This is a genomic window from Micromonospora sp. Mcm103 (assembly GCF_024519755.1).
Lineage (GTDB): Bacteria > Actinomycetota > Actinomycetes > Mycobacteriales > Micromonosporaceae > Micromonospora > Micromonospora aurantiaca.
In genome coordinates, this window is sequence record NZ_JALJRJ010000008.1 from 194,723 (window position 1) to 207,494 (window position 12,772).

A 12,772-nucleotide genomic window follows, 5' to 3' on the forward strand; every position below is an offset into this window, starting at 1 on the left:
CCGGCCACCGGGCGGTGGTGGTCGGGGGCCGCGGTCTGGGTGCGGCGGTCAGCGGGCGGAGAACGCCAGCGTGTACTCGCCGGAGCCGGACAACCCGACGACGCGGTACCGGTAGGCGCCGGCCGACGTCTCGGCGGTCAGGCGGGCCGTGCCGTCGGCGGTGGCCGCGCGGGCCACGGTGCGGAACGCGCCGCCGGTGAAGCGTTGCAGCTCCAGCACCATCCGGGCGCCGTCCGGCGCGGACAGGCACGCCTCCTGGGTGCCGTCGGGCACCCGGTAGAAGCGCCCGTCCGGCTGGATCTGGGTCCGTCCGGCGGCGATCCGGCCGGTCCGGCTCACCTGCCCGGAGCACTCGGTGTCGCCCGCCGGCGGGGTGGGCTCGGCGGTCGCGGGCGGGGTGGTCTCGCCGCCGCCCGCCGGCGGCTGCGTGGGCGCGGGCTGGTCGCCGGCGGTGACGAGCGTCAGGTTGTTGCGCTGGAGGATCTCGTTGACCGGCTGGAAGAACGTGGTGCCGCCCCGGGTGCAGTCGCCGGATCCGCCGGACGTGACGCCCTGCGCCTGGTCGCCGGAGAGCCACGCGCCGCCGGAGTCACCCGGCTCGGCGCAGACGTTCGTCCGGGTCAGCCCGGTGACGGTGCCCTCCGGGTAGTTGACTGTGGCGTTCTTCGCCTGGATCAGGCCGCAGCGCGTGCCGGTGGTGGAGCCGGACCGGCAGATCGACGCGCCCACCGGCGCCTCGGTGGAGCCGTTCACCGCCACCGTGCCGCCGTCGGCGAAGTCGGTCACCACGCCCTGCGGCGTCCAGTCGGCGTTCACCCGCACGAACGCCCAGTCGTCACCGGGGAACGAGGACGCGGCGAACGTGCCCTGGGCGACCCGGTTGGACCCGGTGGTGCGGTCCCCCGGCCGGCCGCAGTGCCCGGCGGTGACGAACCCGCCGACCACAGAGAAGCCGACCGAGCAGCGGCCCGCGTTGTTGATCAGGTAGGCGTCGCCGCCCCGCACGTCGAACAGCGGACGCGGGGCCTCGTCGGCGGTACGCACCCGGACCATCCCGGCCTTCGACCCCGCGGCGGCGGCGAGCCGGCGGCCGTCGGCCTCCGCGCCCGGCCGGGCGATCACGACCACCGCGTTGTCTGCCACGTCGACGTACCAGCCGGCCACGTCCGGGCTGGCGTCGGCGCCCGCCGCGTCCAGCCGGGACTTCACCGCGTCCAGCTCGGCGACGCCCCGCGCCACCCGCTTCGGGACCGCGCCCGCCGCCCGTACCCGCACCTCGCCGGCCGGGTCGGCCACCGCCACGGTGAGCGTGGCGCCGTCCGCGCTGAGCCAGCTGCCCCCGTAGCCGGCGCCGAGTTCACCGCGCAGCCGGGTGACGGTGCCGGCCGCCCACCGCTCGGTCCGCAGCCGCTTCGCCGCCTGGTCGCGGGTCAGCGCAAGGTCGCGGCCCATCGCGTCGAGGACCTCCGGCGCGACGCCGTCGGCCGCCGGCGCGGCCCGCCGGGGTTCCTCACCGGCGAACGACGGTACGGTCACCGCCGCCGTCAACCCGGCCGCCGCCACCAGTACGCCGATGACTGTCATCCGTCTGCGGTCCATCCGCCACGCTCCTCCCGACCGGCGCAGGGGCACGCCGGCCACCGGGAGGTACGGAGACGGACGCCGATCGGATGAGTACCGGCGGCACGTTTCGACGCGCCGTGTCGGGGCGTACCCGGAAAGCGACGGCGCCGGCCCACCGCGGACGGTGGACCGGCGCGCGGCGCGGTCGGGTCAGACCTCGACGACGGTCGGGACGATCATGGGCCGGCGACGGTACGCGTCGTTGACCCAGCGGCCCACCGTGCGGCGGACGATCTGCTGGAGCTGGTGCGGGTCGGTGATGCCGTCCGCGGCGGCCCGGTTCAGCGCCTCGGTGACCAGCGGGACCACCGGGTTGAACGCCTCCGGGTCCTCGGAGAAGCCCTTCGCCGAGACGGTCGGCCCGGCGACCACCTTGCCGGTGACCGAGTCGACCACCACGGTCGTCGCGATGAACCCGCCGTCGCCGAGGATCCGGCGCTCGGTGAGCAGCGACTCGCTGACGTCACCGACGGCGAGACCGTCGACGTAGACGTACCGGCTCTTGACCCGCCCGACCAGGCTGGCGCGGCCCTCGACCAGGTCGACCACGTCGCCGTCCTCGCAGAGCACGACCCGGTCCGGCGCGACGCCGGACTCGATGCCGAGCCGGGCGTGCGCCCGCAGGTGCCGCCACTCGCCGTGCACCGGCATCAGGTTGCTCGGGCGTACGACGTTGAGCAGGTAGAGCAGCTCGCCGGCCGGGGCGTGGCCGGAGACGTGCACCTTCGCGACGTCCTTGTGCACCACCACGGCGCCGGCCCGGGCCAGCCGGTTGATCACCCGGTAGACCGAGGTCTCGTTGCCGGGCACCAGCGAGGACGCCAGCACCACCGTGTCGCCCGGCGCGATGGTGATGTGCCGGTGGTCGCCGCTGGCCATCCGGCCCAGCGCGCTCATCGGCTCACCCTGCGAACCGGTGGACATCAGCACGATCTGCTCGGGCGGCAGGTTCGTGGCCTCCTCGATCCCGACCACCAGGCCGGCCGGGATGTTCAGCAGGCCCAGGTCGCGGGCGATGCCCATGTTGCGGACCATGGACCGGCCGATCAGCGCCACCTTGCGGCCGTGCTCCACGGCCGAGTCGAAGACCTGCTGCACCCGGTGCACGTGCGAGGCGAACGAGGCGACGATGATCCGCCCCTTGGCCTTCGCGAAGATCGAGTCGAGGACCGGGCCGATCTCCTTCTCCGGCGTGACGAACCCGGGGATCTCCGCGTTCGTCGAGTCGGACAGCAGCAGGTCGACGCCCTCGGCACCGAGCCGGGCGAACCCGGCCAGGTCGGTGATCCGCCCGTCGAGCGGAAGCTGGTCCATCTTGAAGTCGCCGGTGTGCAGCACCAGGCCGGCCGGCGTACGGATGGCCACCGCCAGCGCGTCCGGGATCGAGTGGTTCACCGCGAAGAACTCGCACTCGAACGGGCCCAGCCGTTCCCGGCCGCCCTCCCGCACGGTCAGCGTGTACGGCTGGATCCGCCGCTCGGCCAGCTTCGCCTCGACGAGCGCGAGCGTGAACTGCGAGCCGACGAGCGGAATGTCCGGCTTGTGCGCGAGCAGGTACGGCACCGCGCCGATGTGGTCCTCATGGCCGTGCGTGAGCACGATCGCCTGCACGTCGGCCAGCCGGTCCAGGATCGGGCCGAAGTCGGGCAGGATCAGGTCCACGCCCGGCTGCTCGACGTCGGGGAACAGCACCCCGCAGTCGACGATCAGCAGCTTGCCGTCGTACTCGAAGACGGTCATGTTCCGGCCGATGGCGCCGAGTCCGCCGAGCGGGATGATCCGCAGGCCGCCCTCGGGCAGCGGCGGGGGCAGTTCACCCTCGATGTGCGCCTCGGTCACGCGTCACCTCATTCTGCGACGCCGTCGCGCGGCGTCCGTCGTGTCGTTGATTCATTCGGGCAGGGGCAGGCCCGCCGCGGCGCAGTCGGCGCGCAGCTGGGCCAGTTCGTCACCGGTGGCGTCGACGAGCGGCGGCCGCACCGGGCCGGCCGGGCGACCCTGCGCCCCCAAGCCGGCCTTGACCAGGATCGTGCCCTGGGTGCGGAAGATGCCGGTGTAGAGCGGCAGCAACCGCCGGTGCAGGGCGAGCGCCCGGGCGTTGTCGCCCGCCTCGAACGCCTCGATCATCTGCTTGGTCAGCGCGCCGGTGAAGTGGGTGGAGGTGCCGACCACGCCGACCGCGCCGATCGACAGCATCGGCAGGGTGAGCGCGTCCTCGCCGCTGTAGTACGCCAGGTCGGTGCGGGCGAGCACCTCCGCGGTGGCGAACAGGTCGCCCTTGGCGTCCTTCACCGCGACGATCCGGCCGTGCTCGGCCAGCTTCACGAGCGTCTCGGTGGCGATCGCCACGCCCGCGCGGTGCGGGATGTCGTAGAGCATGACCGGCAGGCCGGTGGCGTCCGCGACGGTGGTGAAGTGCCGCAGCAGGCCGGCCTGCGGTGGCTTGTTGTAGTACGGCGTGACCACCAGCAGGCCGTGCGCACCGGCCTTCTCGGCCTGTGTGGCCAGCTCGACGGTGTGCCGGGTGTCGTTGGTGCCCACCCCGGCGACGATGCGGGCCCGGTCGCCGACCGCCTCGACCACGGTGCGGATCAGCGACTCCTTCTCCGCCTCCGTGGTGGTCGGGGACTCACCGGTGGTGCCGTTGAGGACCAGCGCGTCGTTGCCCTGCTCGTCGACGAGGTATTCGGCCAGCCGGGCGGCGCCGTCGAGATCCAGGCCGCCGTCCGGCGTGAACGGGGTCACCATGGCCGTCATCACTCGCCCGAACGGGCGCGACGCGCCCCGGCTCGGGGCGGCGGAGTGGTCGTGCGTCATGCTCACAACCTAGCGGACGGCCGCCGGTGGCCCGGCGGCGAAGGGCGACGAGTCACTCGGCGTGCGGCGACGCTGCCACCTCGGTGCCGTCGGGCAGGGTGGAGATCTCGAAGTCGGCGAAGACGTTCGGCGCGACGCCCTTGAGCTGGCGCAGGCACTCCACCGCCAGCTCGCGGATCTCCACGTCGGCGTGCTCGGTGGCGCGCATCTTCACGAAGTGGCGCCAGGCCCGGTAGTTGCCGGTCACCACGATCCGCGTCTCGGTGGCGTTCGGCAGCACCGCCCGGGCCGCCTGGCGGGCCTGCTTGCGGCGCAGCGTCGGGTTGGGCTCGTCGGTGAAGCGGGCCTCCAACCCCTCCAGCAACTCGGTGTACGCCCGCACCGCCGCGTCGGTGGCCTCGACGAACTTCTTGTGCAGCTCCGGGTCGTCGGCGATCACCGACGGCTCGACCATCGCGGCGTCCCGCTCGGGCACGTAGCGCTGGGAGAGCTGCGAGTAGGAGAAGTGCCGGTGCCGGATCAGCTCGTGCGTGAACGAGCGGGAGACGCCGCTGAAGTAGAAGCTCACCGAGCCGTGCTCCAGCACGCTCAGGTGACCGACCTCCAGGATGTGCGCCAGGTAACCGGCGTTGGTGGCGGTGGCCGGGTTCGGCTTCTTCCAGCTCTGGTAGCAGGCCCGGCCGGCGAACTCGGCGAGCGCCTGCCCACCGTCGGCGTCGGTGGACCAGGGCACCTCTTCGGGTGCCTGGAACTGGGTCCACGCGATCAACTTGACCTGGGGCTGAACCATCTCCGGCATTCCTGCGACTGTAGTGGGCCCGCCCCCCGCCGTGGAAATCGGCCACGCGGCCGCACCGCCGGCTCGGCGATCGGCCCCGAAGGAGATCTTGGTAGGAAAGCGCCCCTCTGGGGGCCGTTTCGTACCAAGATCTCGCGAGGGCTGGGCTCCGGCTAGACGTAGAGCGAGGTGAAGGGGGCCCACGGTAGGTTGCGGACCACCGAGAAGACCCCCCAGGCGGCCAGGAACACGCCGATGACCTTGGGGCTGAACTGGGCCTCGGGCAGCTTCCAGCCGAACGCCCGGTTGCCGGCCCAGGCCACGAAGAGCCAGGTCAGGAACGGCAGCGCGAAGACGAACAGGAAGTGGTGCCGGGCCGCGGCGGGCAGATCGCCGTGCAGCACGTACCAGAGCGCGCGGGTGCCGCCGCAGCCCGGGCAGTCCAGCCCCGTGGTCAGCTTGAGCAGGCAGGTCGGCGCGGCGTCCGGGTCGCTGCGGGTCGGGTCGCTGACCAGCGCGTACGCGATGCCGAGGCCGACGCAGCCGAGCGCTGCGAGCGGCACCGCCCAGCGCGGGGCGCGGGCGTGCAGGCGCATCACCAGCCGGGTGAGCCGGTCGCTCTCGACCGGCTGGTACGCCGCCGGGTAACCCGGCCACGGCGCTCCGGGTGCTCCGGGTGCTCCGGCGGGAGCGTGCGGACCGGCGTGCGCGTGCGTCTCGGCGTGCGAAGGCTGCCCGGCGTACGCGTAAGCGTGCGCCTCGCCCTGCGGCCCGGACTCCGGCTGCGCGGGCCCGTGCGGCTCGGTGTGCGGGTCGGGCGCGGTGGCAGGCCGGTCAACGCTCGTCACGCGCTCACCGTACACCGGCCACGCCCACCAGCGCGGCGGCCAGCGGCCCTGCCAGGTCGCCGGCGGCGGGCGGGGCGACCGCGTCCAGGCCGAGCCAGCCGGCGAGCCGGTACAGCTCGGCGGCGAGCGCCACTGCGGTCTCCCCCGGGTCGGCGCCCGGCTCGACCCAGGCGGCGGGCACCAGCAGCGCCCCGGCCTTCCGGTCGGCCTTCAGGTCGACCCGGGCGGTGAAGCGCTCGCCCTGGCGGAACGGCAGCACGTAGTAGCCGTAGACCCGCTGCGGCGCCGGCACGTAGATCTCGATCCGGTAGGTGAAGCCGAACAGCCGCTCGGTGCGCGCCCGCTCCCAGACCAGCGGGTCGAACGGGCTGACCAGCGTGTTGCCGCGGACCCAGCGGGGCAGCCGCGCCTCGGCGTGCAGGTAGGCGGGGTGCCGCCAGCCCTGCACCGTGACCGGGGTCAGCTCGCCCGCCTCGACCAGTTCGGCCACCGCCCGCCGCGCCCCGGCGACCGGGAGCCGGAAGTAGTCGCGCAGCTCCGGCTCGGCGGCGACGCCGAGCGCGCGGGCGGCGATCGACACCAGCGACCGGTGCGCCTCGGCGTCGGTCGGGGTGGGCGCGTCCAGCACGGCGGCCGGGAGCACCCGCTCGGGCAGGTCGTAGCGGCGGGCGAACGAGTTGGTGCGGTCGGCGGCGGTGACCTCGCCGGCCCAGAACAGGAACTCCAGCGCCCGTTTCACGGCCGACCAGTTCCAGCCCCAGTTGCCGGTCTCCCGTGGGGCGTCGTGCTCGATCTCGGCCGCGGTCAGCGGCCCTCGGGCGGCCACCTCGTCACGGACCCAGGCGACCAGCTCGGGCTGCTCCTCGGCGATCCGGCGCATCCCGCCCCACGCCTCGTCGCGGGCCTTGGCCATCCGCCAGCGCAACGCCGGGTGCAGCCCCACCGGCACCAGTGACGCCTCGTGCGCCCAGTATTCGAACAGCTCACGCGGGCGGCGGTAGGCGGCGGTGTCCAGCAGCGCGGTCGGGTAGGGCCCGAGCCGGCTGTAGAGCGGCAGGTAGTGCGCCCGCTGAAGCACGTTCACCGAGTCCATCTGGATCAGCCCGACCCGGTCGAGCACCCGGCGCAGGTGGCGGCGGGTGGGCACGCCTGAAGGCGCCGGGTCGGCGAAGCCCTGGGCGGCCAGGGCGATCCGGCGGGCCTGGGCGAGGGAGAGCGATTCCGGTACGGCCATCGCCGGCGACCCTAATCCAGCGGTACGACACCGGGAGCGGCGGCTGGACCGATCGCCCGTCGGGGCATAGAACGGACAGGTGCTCACCATTCGCCGGGAGGAACCGGACGACGCCGAGGCGATCGCCCGGGTGCACGTCCACGGCTGGCAGGCCGGGTACGCCGGGATCATGCCCGAGGAGGTGCTGGGCCGGCTGAACCCGCGCGCCTGGGCACAGCGCCGCCGCGACCTCGGCACCGCCGACCCGGAGCACCCGTTCACCACGCTCGTCGCCGAGGACGGCGGCACGATCGTCGGGTTCACCACGTTCGGGCCGTACCGGAACAACCAGGACCGCGGCGACCTCGACCCGGCGCACGGCGAGCTGCTGGCGATCTACCTGGAGCCCGCGCACTGGGGCTCAGGCGCCGCGCGGACGCTGCTCGCGGCGGCCCGCGACGGCCTGGCCGAGCGGGGCTGGACCACCTACCGGCTCTGGGTGCTCGCCGACAACGCCCGTGCCCGCCGCTTCTACGAACGGGCCGGGCACCTACCGGACGGCGAGGAGTCCACCTACCCGGTGCCGCTCTCCGGCGGGCGCACCCCGATCCTGCTCCGCGAGCTGCGGTACACCACCGGAGGCTGACCCGGCCGGGACGCCGTCGCCGGGACGAGCGCCGTCCGCCGGCGTGAGCCAGCGCCGGACCGGCAGCCCGAGCAGCAGCGCCAGGCTGATCCACACGTACGTGTTGCTGCCGAGGAACCCGTCCACGCCGGAGAAGTCCTTCTCCCAGGACCAGACGATCCGGCTGCACAGCAGCGCGTACCCGGTCAGCGCGGCGGCCAGCAGCAGACGGCGCCGCCGGCTGCGGGCGGGCGCCGCCATGCCGTTGTCGACGAGCAGGATCAACCCGGGCAGCAGCCAGACCAGGTGGTGCACCCAGGTCACCGGGCTGACCAGGCACATCACGGCGCCGGTGAGGGCCAGGCCGGTGGCCTCGTCGCCGGCGGCCACCGCCGCCCGCGAACGCCAACCCCAGATCACAAGCGTCAGGAGTACGAGCGCCAGCCAGGCGATCGTGCTCGGATGCTGCGGGTCGAGCCGGGCCACCACCCCGCGCAGCGACTGGTTGGAGACGAACGCCAGCTCACCGACCCGGTCGGTGTTCCACAGCGCCTCGGTCCAGAACTCCCGGGAGGCGTCGGGGAAAAGCCCGGCGGCCACGAGCGTGGCGACGGCGGCCGTGCCGACTGTGGTCAGCGCGGCCCGCCAGCGGCCGGTGACCAGCAGGTAGACGATGAAGATGCCGGGCGTCAGCTTGATCGCGGTGGCCAGGCCGATGCCCACGCCCGCCCAGCGGCTGCGCGCCGGCAGCAGCCACAGCAGGTCCACCGCCACCAGGAACAGCAGCAGCATGTTGACCTGGCCGAAGTTGACCGTCTCGCGCATCGGCTCGTACGCGGCGGCCAGGCACAGCGCGACAGCGAGCGCGAACCAGCGCGTCCAGCCGGACCGGCGGGCCACCGGGTCCAGCAGCCGCCAGATCACCACGGCGCTCGCCAGCACCGTCGCGGTCACGCTCACCACGATCGCCGCGCCCCACGGCAGGTACGCCATCGGCAGCATCACCAGGGCGGCGAACGGCGGGTAGGTGAAGCCGTACTGCGTGCCGGGGCGCAGGAAGTCGTAGATCTCCCCGCCGTCACGCGCCCAGTACGTCAGCGCGCCGTAGTAGACCTGCAGGTCGAAGAAGCCGTGCCTGACCGCCGCCACGGAGAGGAACACGGTGACCGCCGCGGCGAGCGCCACCACGGCGACGACCTGCGCGACCGCCCGCCCGGCACCCTGCGCCACCGTCACCCTCCTCGCCCTGCGTAGGCTCACGTGCCATGGCTGCAGGCTACGTCCGGCCCGCGCGTCCCGAGGACGCCGGCGAGATCGCACGCATCCAGCTCGCGACCTGGCGGGTCGCGTACCGCCGGATCCTGCCCCGGCACGTGCTCGACAACCTCGACGAGGCGTACCTCGCGCGGCGGTGGAGTGCGGCGGTGCAGGAGCCGCCCTCGGGCGCGCACCGGGTGCTGGTCGCCGTCGAACAGGCGGCGCAATCCTATCTGGTGGGGTTCGTCGCCTCCGGTCCGGCCGACGCCGACGCGCTCGCCCCGGACGAGCCGGCCGAGGCGCTCGGTTCGGACGTCGCGGCGGTGACGGACCTGCTGGTCGAGCCCCGGTGGGGGCGGCGCGGGCACGGCAGCCGGCTGCTCGCCGCGGCTGTCGACCACTGGCGGTCCGACGGGCTGACCCGGGCGGTGGCGTGGACGTTCGACGCCGACGCGGCGACCCGGAAGTTCCTCGGCTCGACCGGCTGGGAGCCGGACGGCGCGACCCGCGCGCTGGACGTGGACGACATGCTCGTCCCCCAGCTCCGCTTCCACGTGGCGGTCCCGGAGGAAAATCTTCCGCCGCAGCGATGAGTTCCGCTCGTCTCGCCGGTCCACCCTCGCGTGGGTGGGCCGGCGGTCCCGGCACGGGGCAGGACCGCTACCCCACCCGCCACCCCACCCGCCACCCCACCCCGTCGATCATGAAGTTGGCGGCAGTCGGGGAGATCGAAAAGGCCGCCAACCTCATGATCGACCGGGGGCAAGCCCGGGGGTGAGGGTCAGGCTGGGGGGAGGAGTTCGGCTACCAGTTCGTCGTCCTCCATCGCGCCTGTGGGGTGGAAGCCCAGGGACGTGTAGAGGGCGGCGGCGGGCTTGTTGTCGGGGTGGTAGCTGAGACGGATCGGCCGGCCAGCCTCGGCGAGCCAGTCCGCGAGCGTCCGCACCGTGGCGCGGCCCAGGCCCCGGCCCTGCTCGGCGGCGTCGATCACCATGCCGCCGATCCAGCGCGACTCGTCGTCGTCCACGCCCCACATGACGTGGCCCACGACCGTCTCGTCGGCGTACACGGCAAGCGAGTTCCAGACGTCCGAGCGTTCGGTGAGAAGCAGGTAGCGGGCGGCGAGCGCGGCCACGAAGGCGCGCTGGTCGTCGTGCGGCGCGACGTCCGCCACGGCCCGCCAGTTGTCGTCGTCCAGCGGGCGCAGCGTCACCCGGCGGCCGGTGCGGTCGGAGTGTCCGGAATCGATCATGAAAAGCAGCCTAGGTCGACGCCCCCGACCAGGCAAAACGGTTTCCCGCAGCAGGCCGGGGGCACACCGCGGCGGGTCAGTCGAGCAGGGCGTCCAGGCCGACCGTCAGCCCGGGCCGGCGGCCCACCTCACGGACCGCGAGCAGCACGCCGGGCATGAACGACACCCGGTCGTACGAGTCGTGCCGGATGGTGAGCGTCTCACCCGTGGTGCCGAACAGCACCTCCTGGTGGGCGACCAGGCCGGTGGCGCGTACCGCGTGCACGCGTACCCCGTCGATGTCGGCGCCGCGGGCGCCGGCCACCTCGTCGCGGGTGGCGTCCGGCGCGGGCCCCAGACCGGCCTCGGCGCGGGCCGCGGCGATCAGCCGGGCCGTGTGGGTGGCGGTGCCGCTCGGCGCGTCCAGCTTGCGCGGGTGGTGCTGCTCGACGATCTCGACCGACTCGAAGTAGCGGGCGGCGCGCGCCGCGAACTGCATCATCAGCACCGCGCCGATGCCGAAGTTGGGGGCGATCACCACGCCCACGCCGGGCCGGTCGGCGAGCCAGCCGCGCACCTCGGCGAGCCGCTGCTCGGTGAAGCCGGTGGTGCCCACCACCGCGTGCACGCCGTTCTCGACGCACCAGCGCAGGTTGTCCATGACCGCGTCGGGGGTGGTGAAGTCGACGACCACCCCGGCGCCCGCCTGGGCCACCGCGTCCAGGTCGTCGCCCTGGTCGACTGCCGCGACCAGCTCCAGGTCGGCGGCGGAGTCGACCGCCTTGCAGACCTCCATGCCCATCCGGCCCCGGGCACCCAGCACACCGACCCGGGCCGCCGTCTTCTGCTGCTCAGTCACGGCCCACAACCTATCCCAGCGCCCGGCACGGGATCCGGCGGACCGGTGGGCCGCTCAGCTCGTGGCCGCGAAACTGCCGGAGTCGAACGGGCCGACCACGGCCAGCGACATCGGCCGGCCGAGCAGGTCGGCGGCGAGCGCGTTCACGTCGTCGAGCGTCACCGCGTCCACCCGGGACAGCAGGTCGTCCACCGGCATCAGGTTGCCGTAGAGCAGCTCGCCCTTGGCGAGCCGGCTCATCCGCGAGCCGGTGTCCTCCAGCCCGAGCACGAACGAGCCCTTGCTCATCCCCTTGCCCCGGGCCAGCTCCGCCTCGGTGATCCCCTCGGCGGCCACCCGCGCCATCTCCGCGCGGGTCAGGTCCAGCACCTCGTCCACCTTGCCCGGCGCACAGCCGGCGTAGACGGCGAACACGCCGCTGTCGGCGTACTGGCTGGCGTACGAGTAGACCGAGTACGCCAGGCCGCGCTGCTCCCGGATCTCCTGGAACAGCCGGCTGGACATGCCGCCGCCGAGCACGTTGTTCAGCACGCCGAGGGCGAACCGCCGGTCGTCGGTGCGGTCGATCCCCGGGCAGCCGAGGATGACATGCGCCTGCTCGGTCTCCTTCGGCTCGACGAGCGTGGTGGCCGGCTTGGTGCGTACCGCCGGGGTGGCCGACCGGTGCGGCGCGGGCGACGCCGGGTCGGTGTCCAGCGGGGTGCCGCGCAGCGCCTGCCGGACCAGCTTGACCACTGCGGCGTGGTCGAGGTTCCCGGCGGCGGCGATCACGATCTGCGGCGCGGTGTAGCGGCGGCGGTAGAAGCCCTGGATCTGCCGCCGGGTCATCGGCGTGACCGTCTCCTCGGTGCCGGAGATGAGCCGGCCCAGCGGGTGGTCGCCGTAGACGGCGCGGGCGAACAGGTCGTGCACCTCGTCGCCGGGCTCGTCGTCGTGCATGGCGATCTCTTCGAGGATGACGCCGCGTTCGGTCTCCACGTCGGCGGGGGCCAGCACCGAGTCGGCGACCAGGTCGCACATGACGTCGATGGCCAGCGGCAGGTCCTCGTCCAGCACCCGCGCGTAGTAGCAGGTGTATTCCTTCGTGGTGAAGGCGTTGGTCTCGCCGCCCACGGCCTCGATATGCGCCGAGATCTCCAGCGCGCTGCGCTTGTTGGTGCCCTTGAACAGCAGGTGCTCCAGGAAGTGCGCGGCGCCGGCCTGCGTGCCGGTCTCGTCGCGCGAGCCGACCGCCACCCAGATGCCGAACGACACGCTGCGCATCGCCGGGATCGCCTCGGTGAGCACCCGCAGCCCGCTGGGCAGCACGGTACGGCGGACGGTGCCGCCGAGCGGGTCGTCGCTGAGCGTACGGGTGACCGCGCGGGCAGCCGAGCCGGCCGGCGCCACCCCCCGTCCCGTCGAGGCGCCTGACGAACTCACGAGAAACCTGCTCTCCGGATGACGAGGAACGGCGGGACGTACGACGGCTCCAGCTCGCGCAGGCGACCTGGAGCCGTGGGCCGGCCCGGGTGACGCGGA

At 73.7% G+C, this 12,772-nt stretch carries 12 protein-coding genes; 2 read left to right on the forward strand and 10 right to left on the reverse strand.

What is annotated here, in order from left to right; all coding sequences use genetic code 11:
- Positions 1-48: 48 nt before the first annotated feature.
- The 6 genes from OC439_RS13030 to OC439_RS13055 form a co-directional block, all read right to left on the reverse strand.
- The gene (locus tag OC439_RS13030; protein ID WP_262013612.1) at positions 49-1,599 is read right to left on the reverse strand and encodes a S1 family peptidase; all 1,551 of its coding nucleotides are present in this window, start codon (positions 1,597-1,599) and stop codon (positions 49-51) included.
- 174 nt (positions 1,600-1,773) lie between these two features.
- Positions 1,774-3,462 carry a ribonuclease J gene (locus tag OC439_RS13035; protein WP_262013613.1) on the reverse strand — a complete coding sequence of 563 codons (1,689 nt, stop codon included), beginning with the start codon at positions 3,460-3,462 and terminating at the stop codon, positions 1,774-1,776.
- 51 nt (positions 3,463-3,513) lie between these two features.
- On the reverse strand, positions 3,514-4,440 hold the full coding sequence (gene dapA / locus OC439_RS13040; protein ID WP_262013614.1) for a 4-hydroxy-tetrahydrodipicolinate synthase: 927 nt from the start codon (positions 4,438-4,440) through the stop codon (positions 3,514-3,516).
- Between the two features lie 52 nt (positions 4,441-4,492).
- On the reverse strand, positions 4,493-5,230 hold the full coding sequence (thyX, locus tag OC439_RS13045) for an FAD-dependent thymidylate synthase (protein ID WP_026268015.1): 738 nt from the start codon (positions 5,228-5,230) through the stop codon (positions 4,493-4,495).
- A gap of 161 nt (positions 5,231-5,391) precedes the next feature.
- The gene (locus OC439_RS13050; protein WP_262013615.1) at positions 5,392-6,081 is read right to left on the reverse strand and encodes a DUF2752 domain-containing protein; all 690 of its coding nucleotides are present in this window, start codon (positions 6,079-6,081) and stop codon (positions 5,392-5,394) included.
- A complete protein-coding gene (locus OC439_RS13055) occupies positions 6,071-7,300 on the reverse strand; it encodes a winged helix-turn-helix domain-containing protein (protein ID WP_262013616.1) in 1,230 nt (409 codons plus the stop codon). The genes OC439_RS13050 and OC439_RS13055 overlap by 11 nt, the downstream gene beginning before the upstream one ends.
- 79 nt (positions 7,301-7,379) lie before the next feature.
- On the opposite strand from OC439_RS13055, the gene OC439_RS13060 reads away from it, so the two are divergent.
- Positions 7,380-7,925 (forward strand): GNAT family N-acetyltransferase, encoded by a 546-nt coding sequence (locus OC439_RS13060; RefSeq protein WP_262013617.1) that lies wholly within the window; start codon positions 7,380-7,382, stop codon positions 7,923-7,925.
- On the opposite strand, the gene OC439_RS13065 is transcribed toward OC439_RS13060, so the two are convergent.
- Positions 7,830-9,134, reverse strand: a complete 1,305-nt coding sequence (locus tag OC439_RS13065; protein ID WP_262013618.1) for a glycosyltransferase family 87 protein — start codon at positions 9,132-9,134, stop codon at positions 7,830-7,832. The two genes, OC439_RS13060 and OC439_RS13065, sit on opposite strands and share 96 nt — an antisense overlap.
- Positions 9,135-9,169: 35 nt before the next feature.
- On the opposite strand from OC439_RS13065, the gene OC439_RS13070 reads away from it, so the two are divergent.
- Positions 9,170-9,754, forward strand: a complete 585-nt coding sequence (locus tag OC439_RS13070) for a GNAT family N-acetyltransferase (protein WP_262013619.1) — start codon at positions 9,170-9,172, stop codon at positions 9,752-9,754.
- Between the two features lie 188 nt (positions 9,755-9,942).
- Here OC439_RS13070 and OC439_RS13075 read toward each other — a convergent pair whose 3' ends face one another.
- The 3 genes from OC439_RS13075 to OC439_RS13085 form a co-directional block, all read right to left on the reverse strand.
- Complete coding sequence (locus OC439_RS13075) at positions 9,943-10,413, reverse strand: GNAT family N-acetyltransferase (RefSeq protein ID WP_262013620.1); 471 nt, start codon at positions 10,411-10,413, stop codon at positions 9,943-9,945.
- A gap of 76 nt (positions 10,414-10,489) precedes the next feature.
- Positions 10,490-11,251, reverse strand: a complete 762-nt coding sequence (gene dapB / locus OC439_RS13080; RefSeq protein WP_262013621.1) for a 4-hydroxy-tetrahydrodipicolinate reductase — start codon at positions 11,249-11,251, stop codon at positions 10,490-10,492.
- A gap of 54 nt (positions 11,252-11,305) precedes the next feature.
- The gene (locus tag OC439_RS13085; RefSeq protein WP_262013622.1) at positions 11,306-12,673 is read right to left on the reverse strand and encodes a M16 family metallopeptidase; all 1,368 of its coding nucleotides are present in this window, start codon (positions 12,671-12,673) and stop codon (positions 11,306-11,308) included.
- Positions 12,674-12,772: the final 99 nt, after the last annotated feature.

Coding starts and splice junctions, on each gene's coding strand:
- OC439_RS13070 (WP_262013619.1), top strand. CDS start 9,170: ATGGCTGCAGGCTACGTCCGGCCCGCGCGTCCCGAGGACGCCGGCGAG.
- dapA (WP_262013614.1), bottom strand. CDS start 4,440: ATGACGCACGACCACTCCGCCGCCCCGAGCCGGGGCGCGTCGCGCCCG.
- thyX (WP_026268015.1), bottom strand. CDS start 5,230: ATGGTTCAGCCCCAGGTCAAGTTGATCGCGTGGACCCAGTTCCAGGCA.
- OC439_RS13075 (WP_262013620.1), bottom strand. CDS start 10,413: ATGATCGATTCCGGACACTCCGACCGCACCGGCCGCCGGGTGACGCTG.
- OC439_RS13030 (WP_262013612.1), bottom strand. CDS start 1,599: ATGGACCGCAGACGGATGACAGTCATCGGCGTACTGGTGGCGGCGGCC.
- OC439_RS13055 (WP_262013616.1), bottom strand. CDS start 7,300: ATGGCCGTACCGGAATCGCTCTCCCTCGCCCAGGCCCGCCGGATCGCC.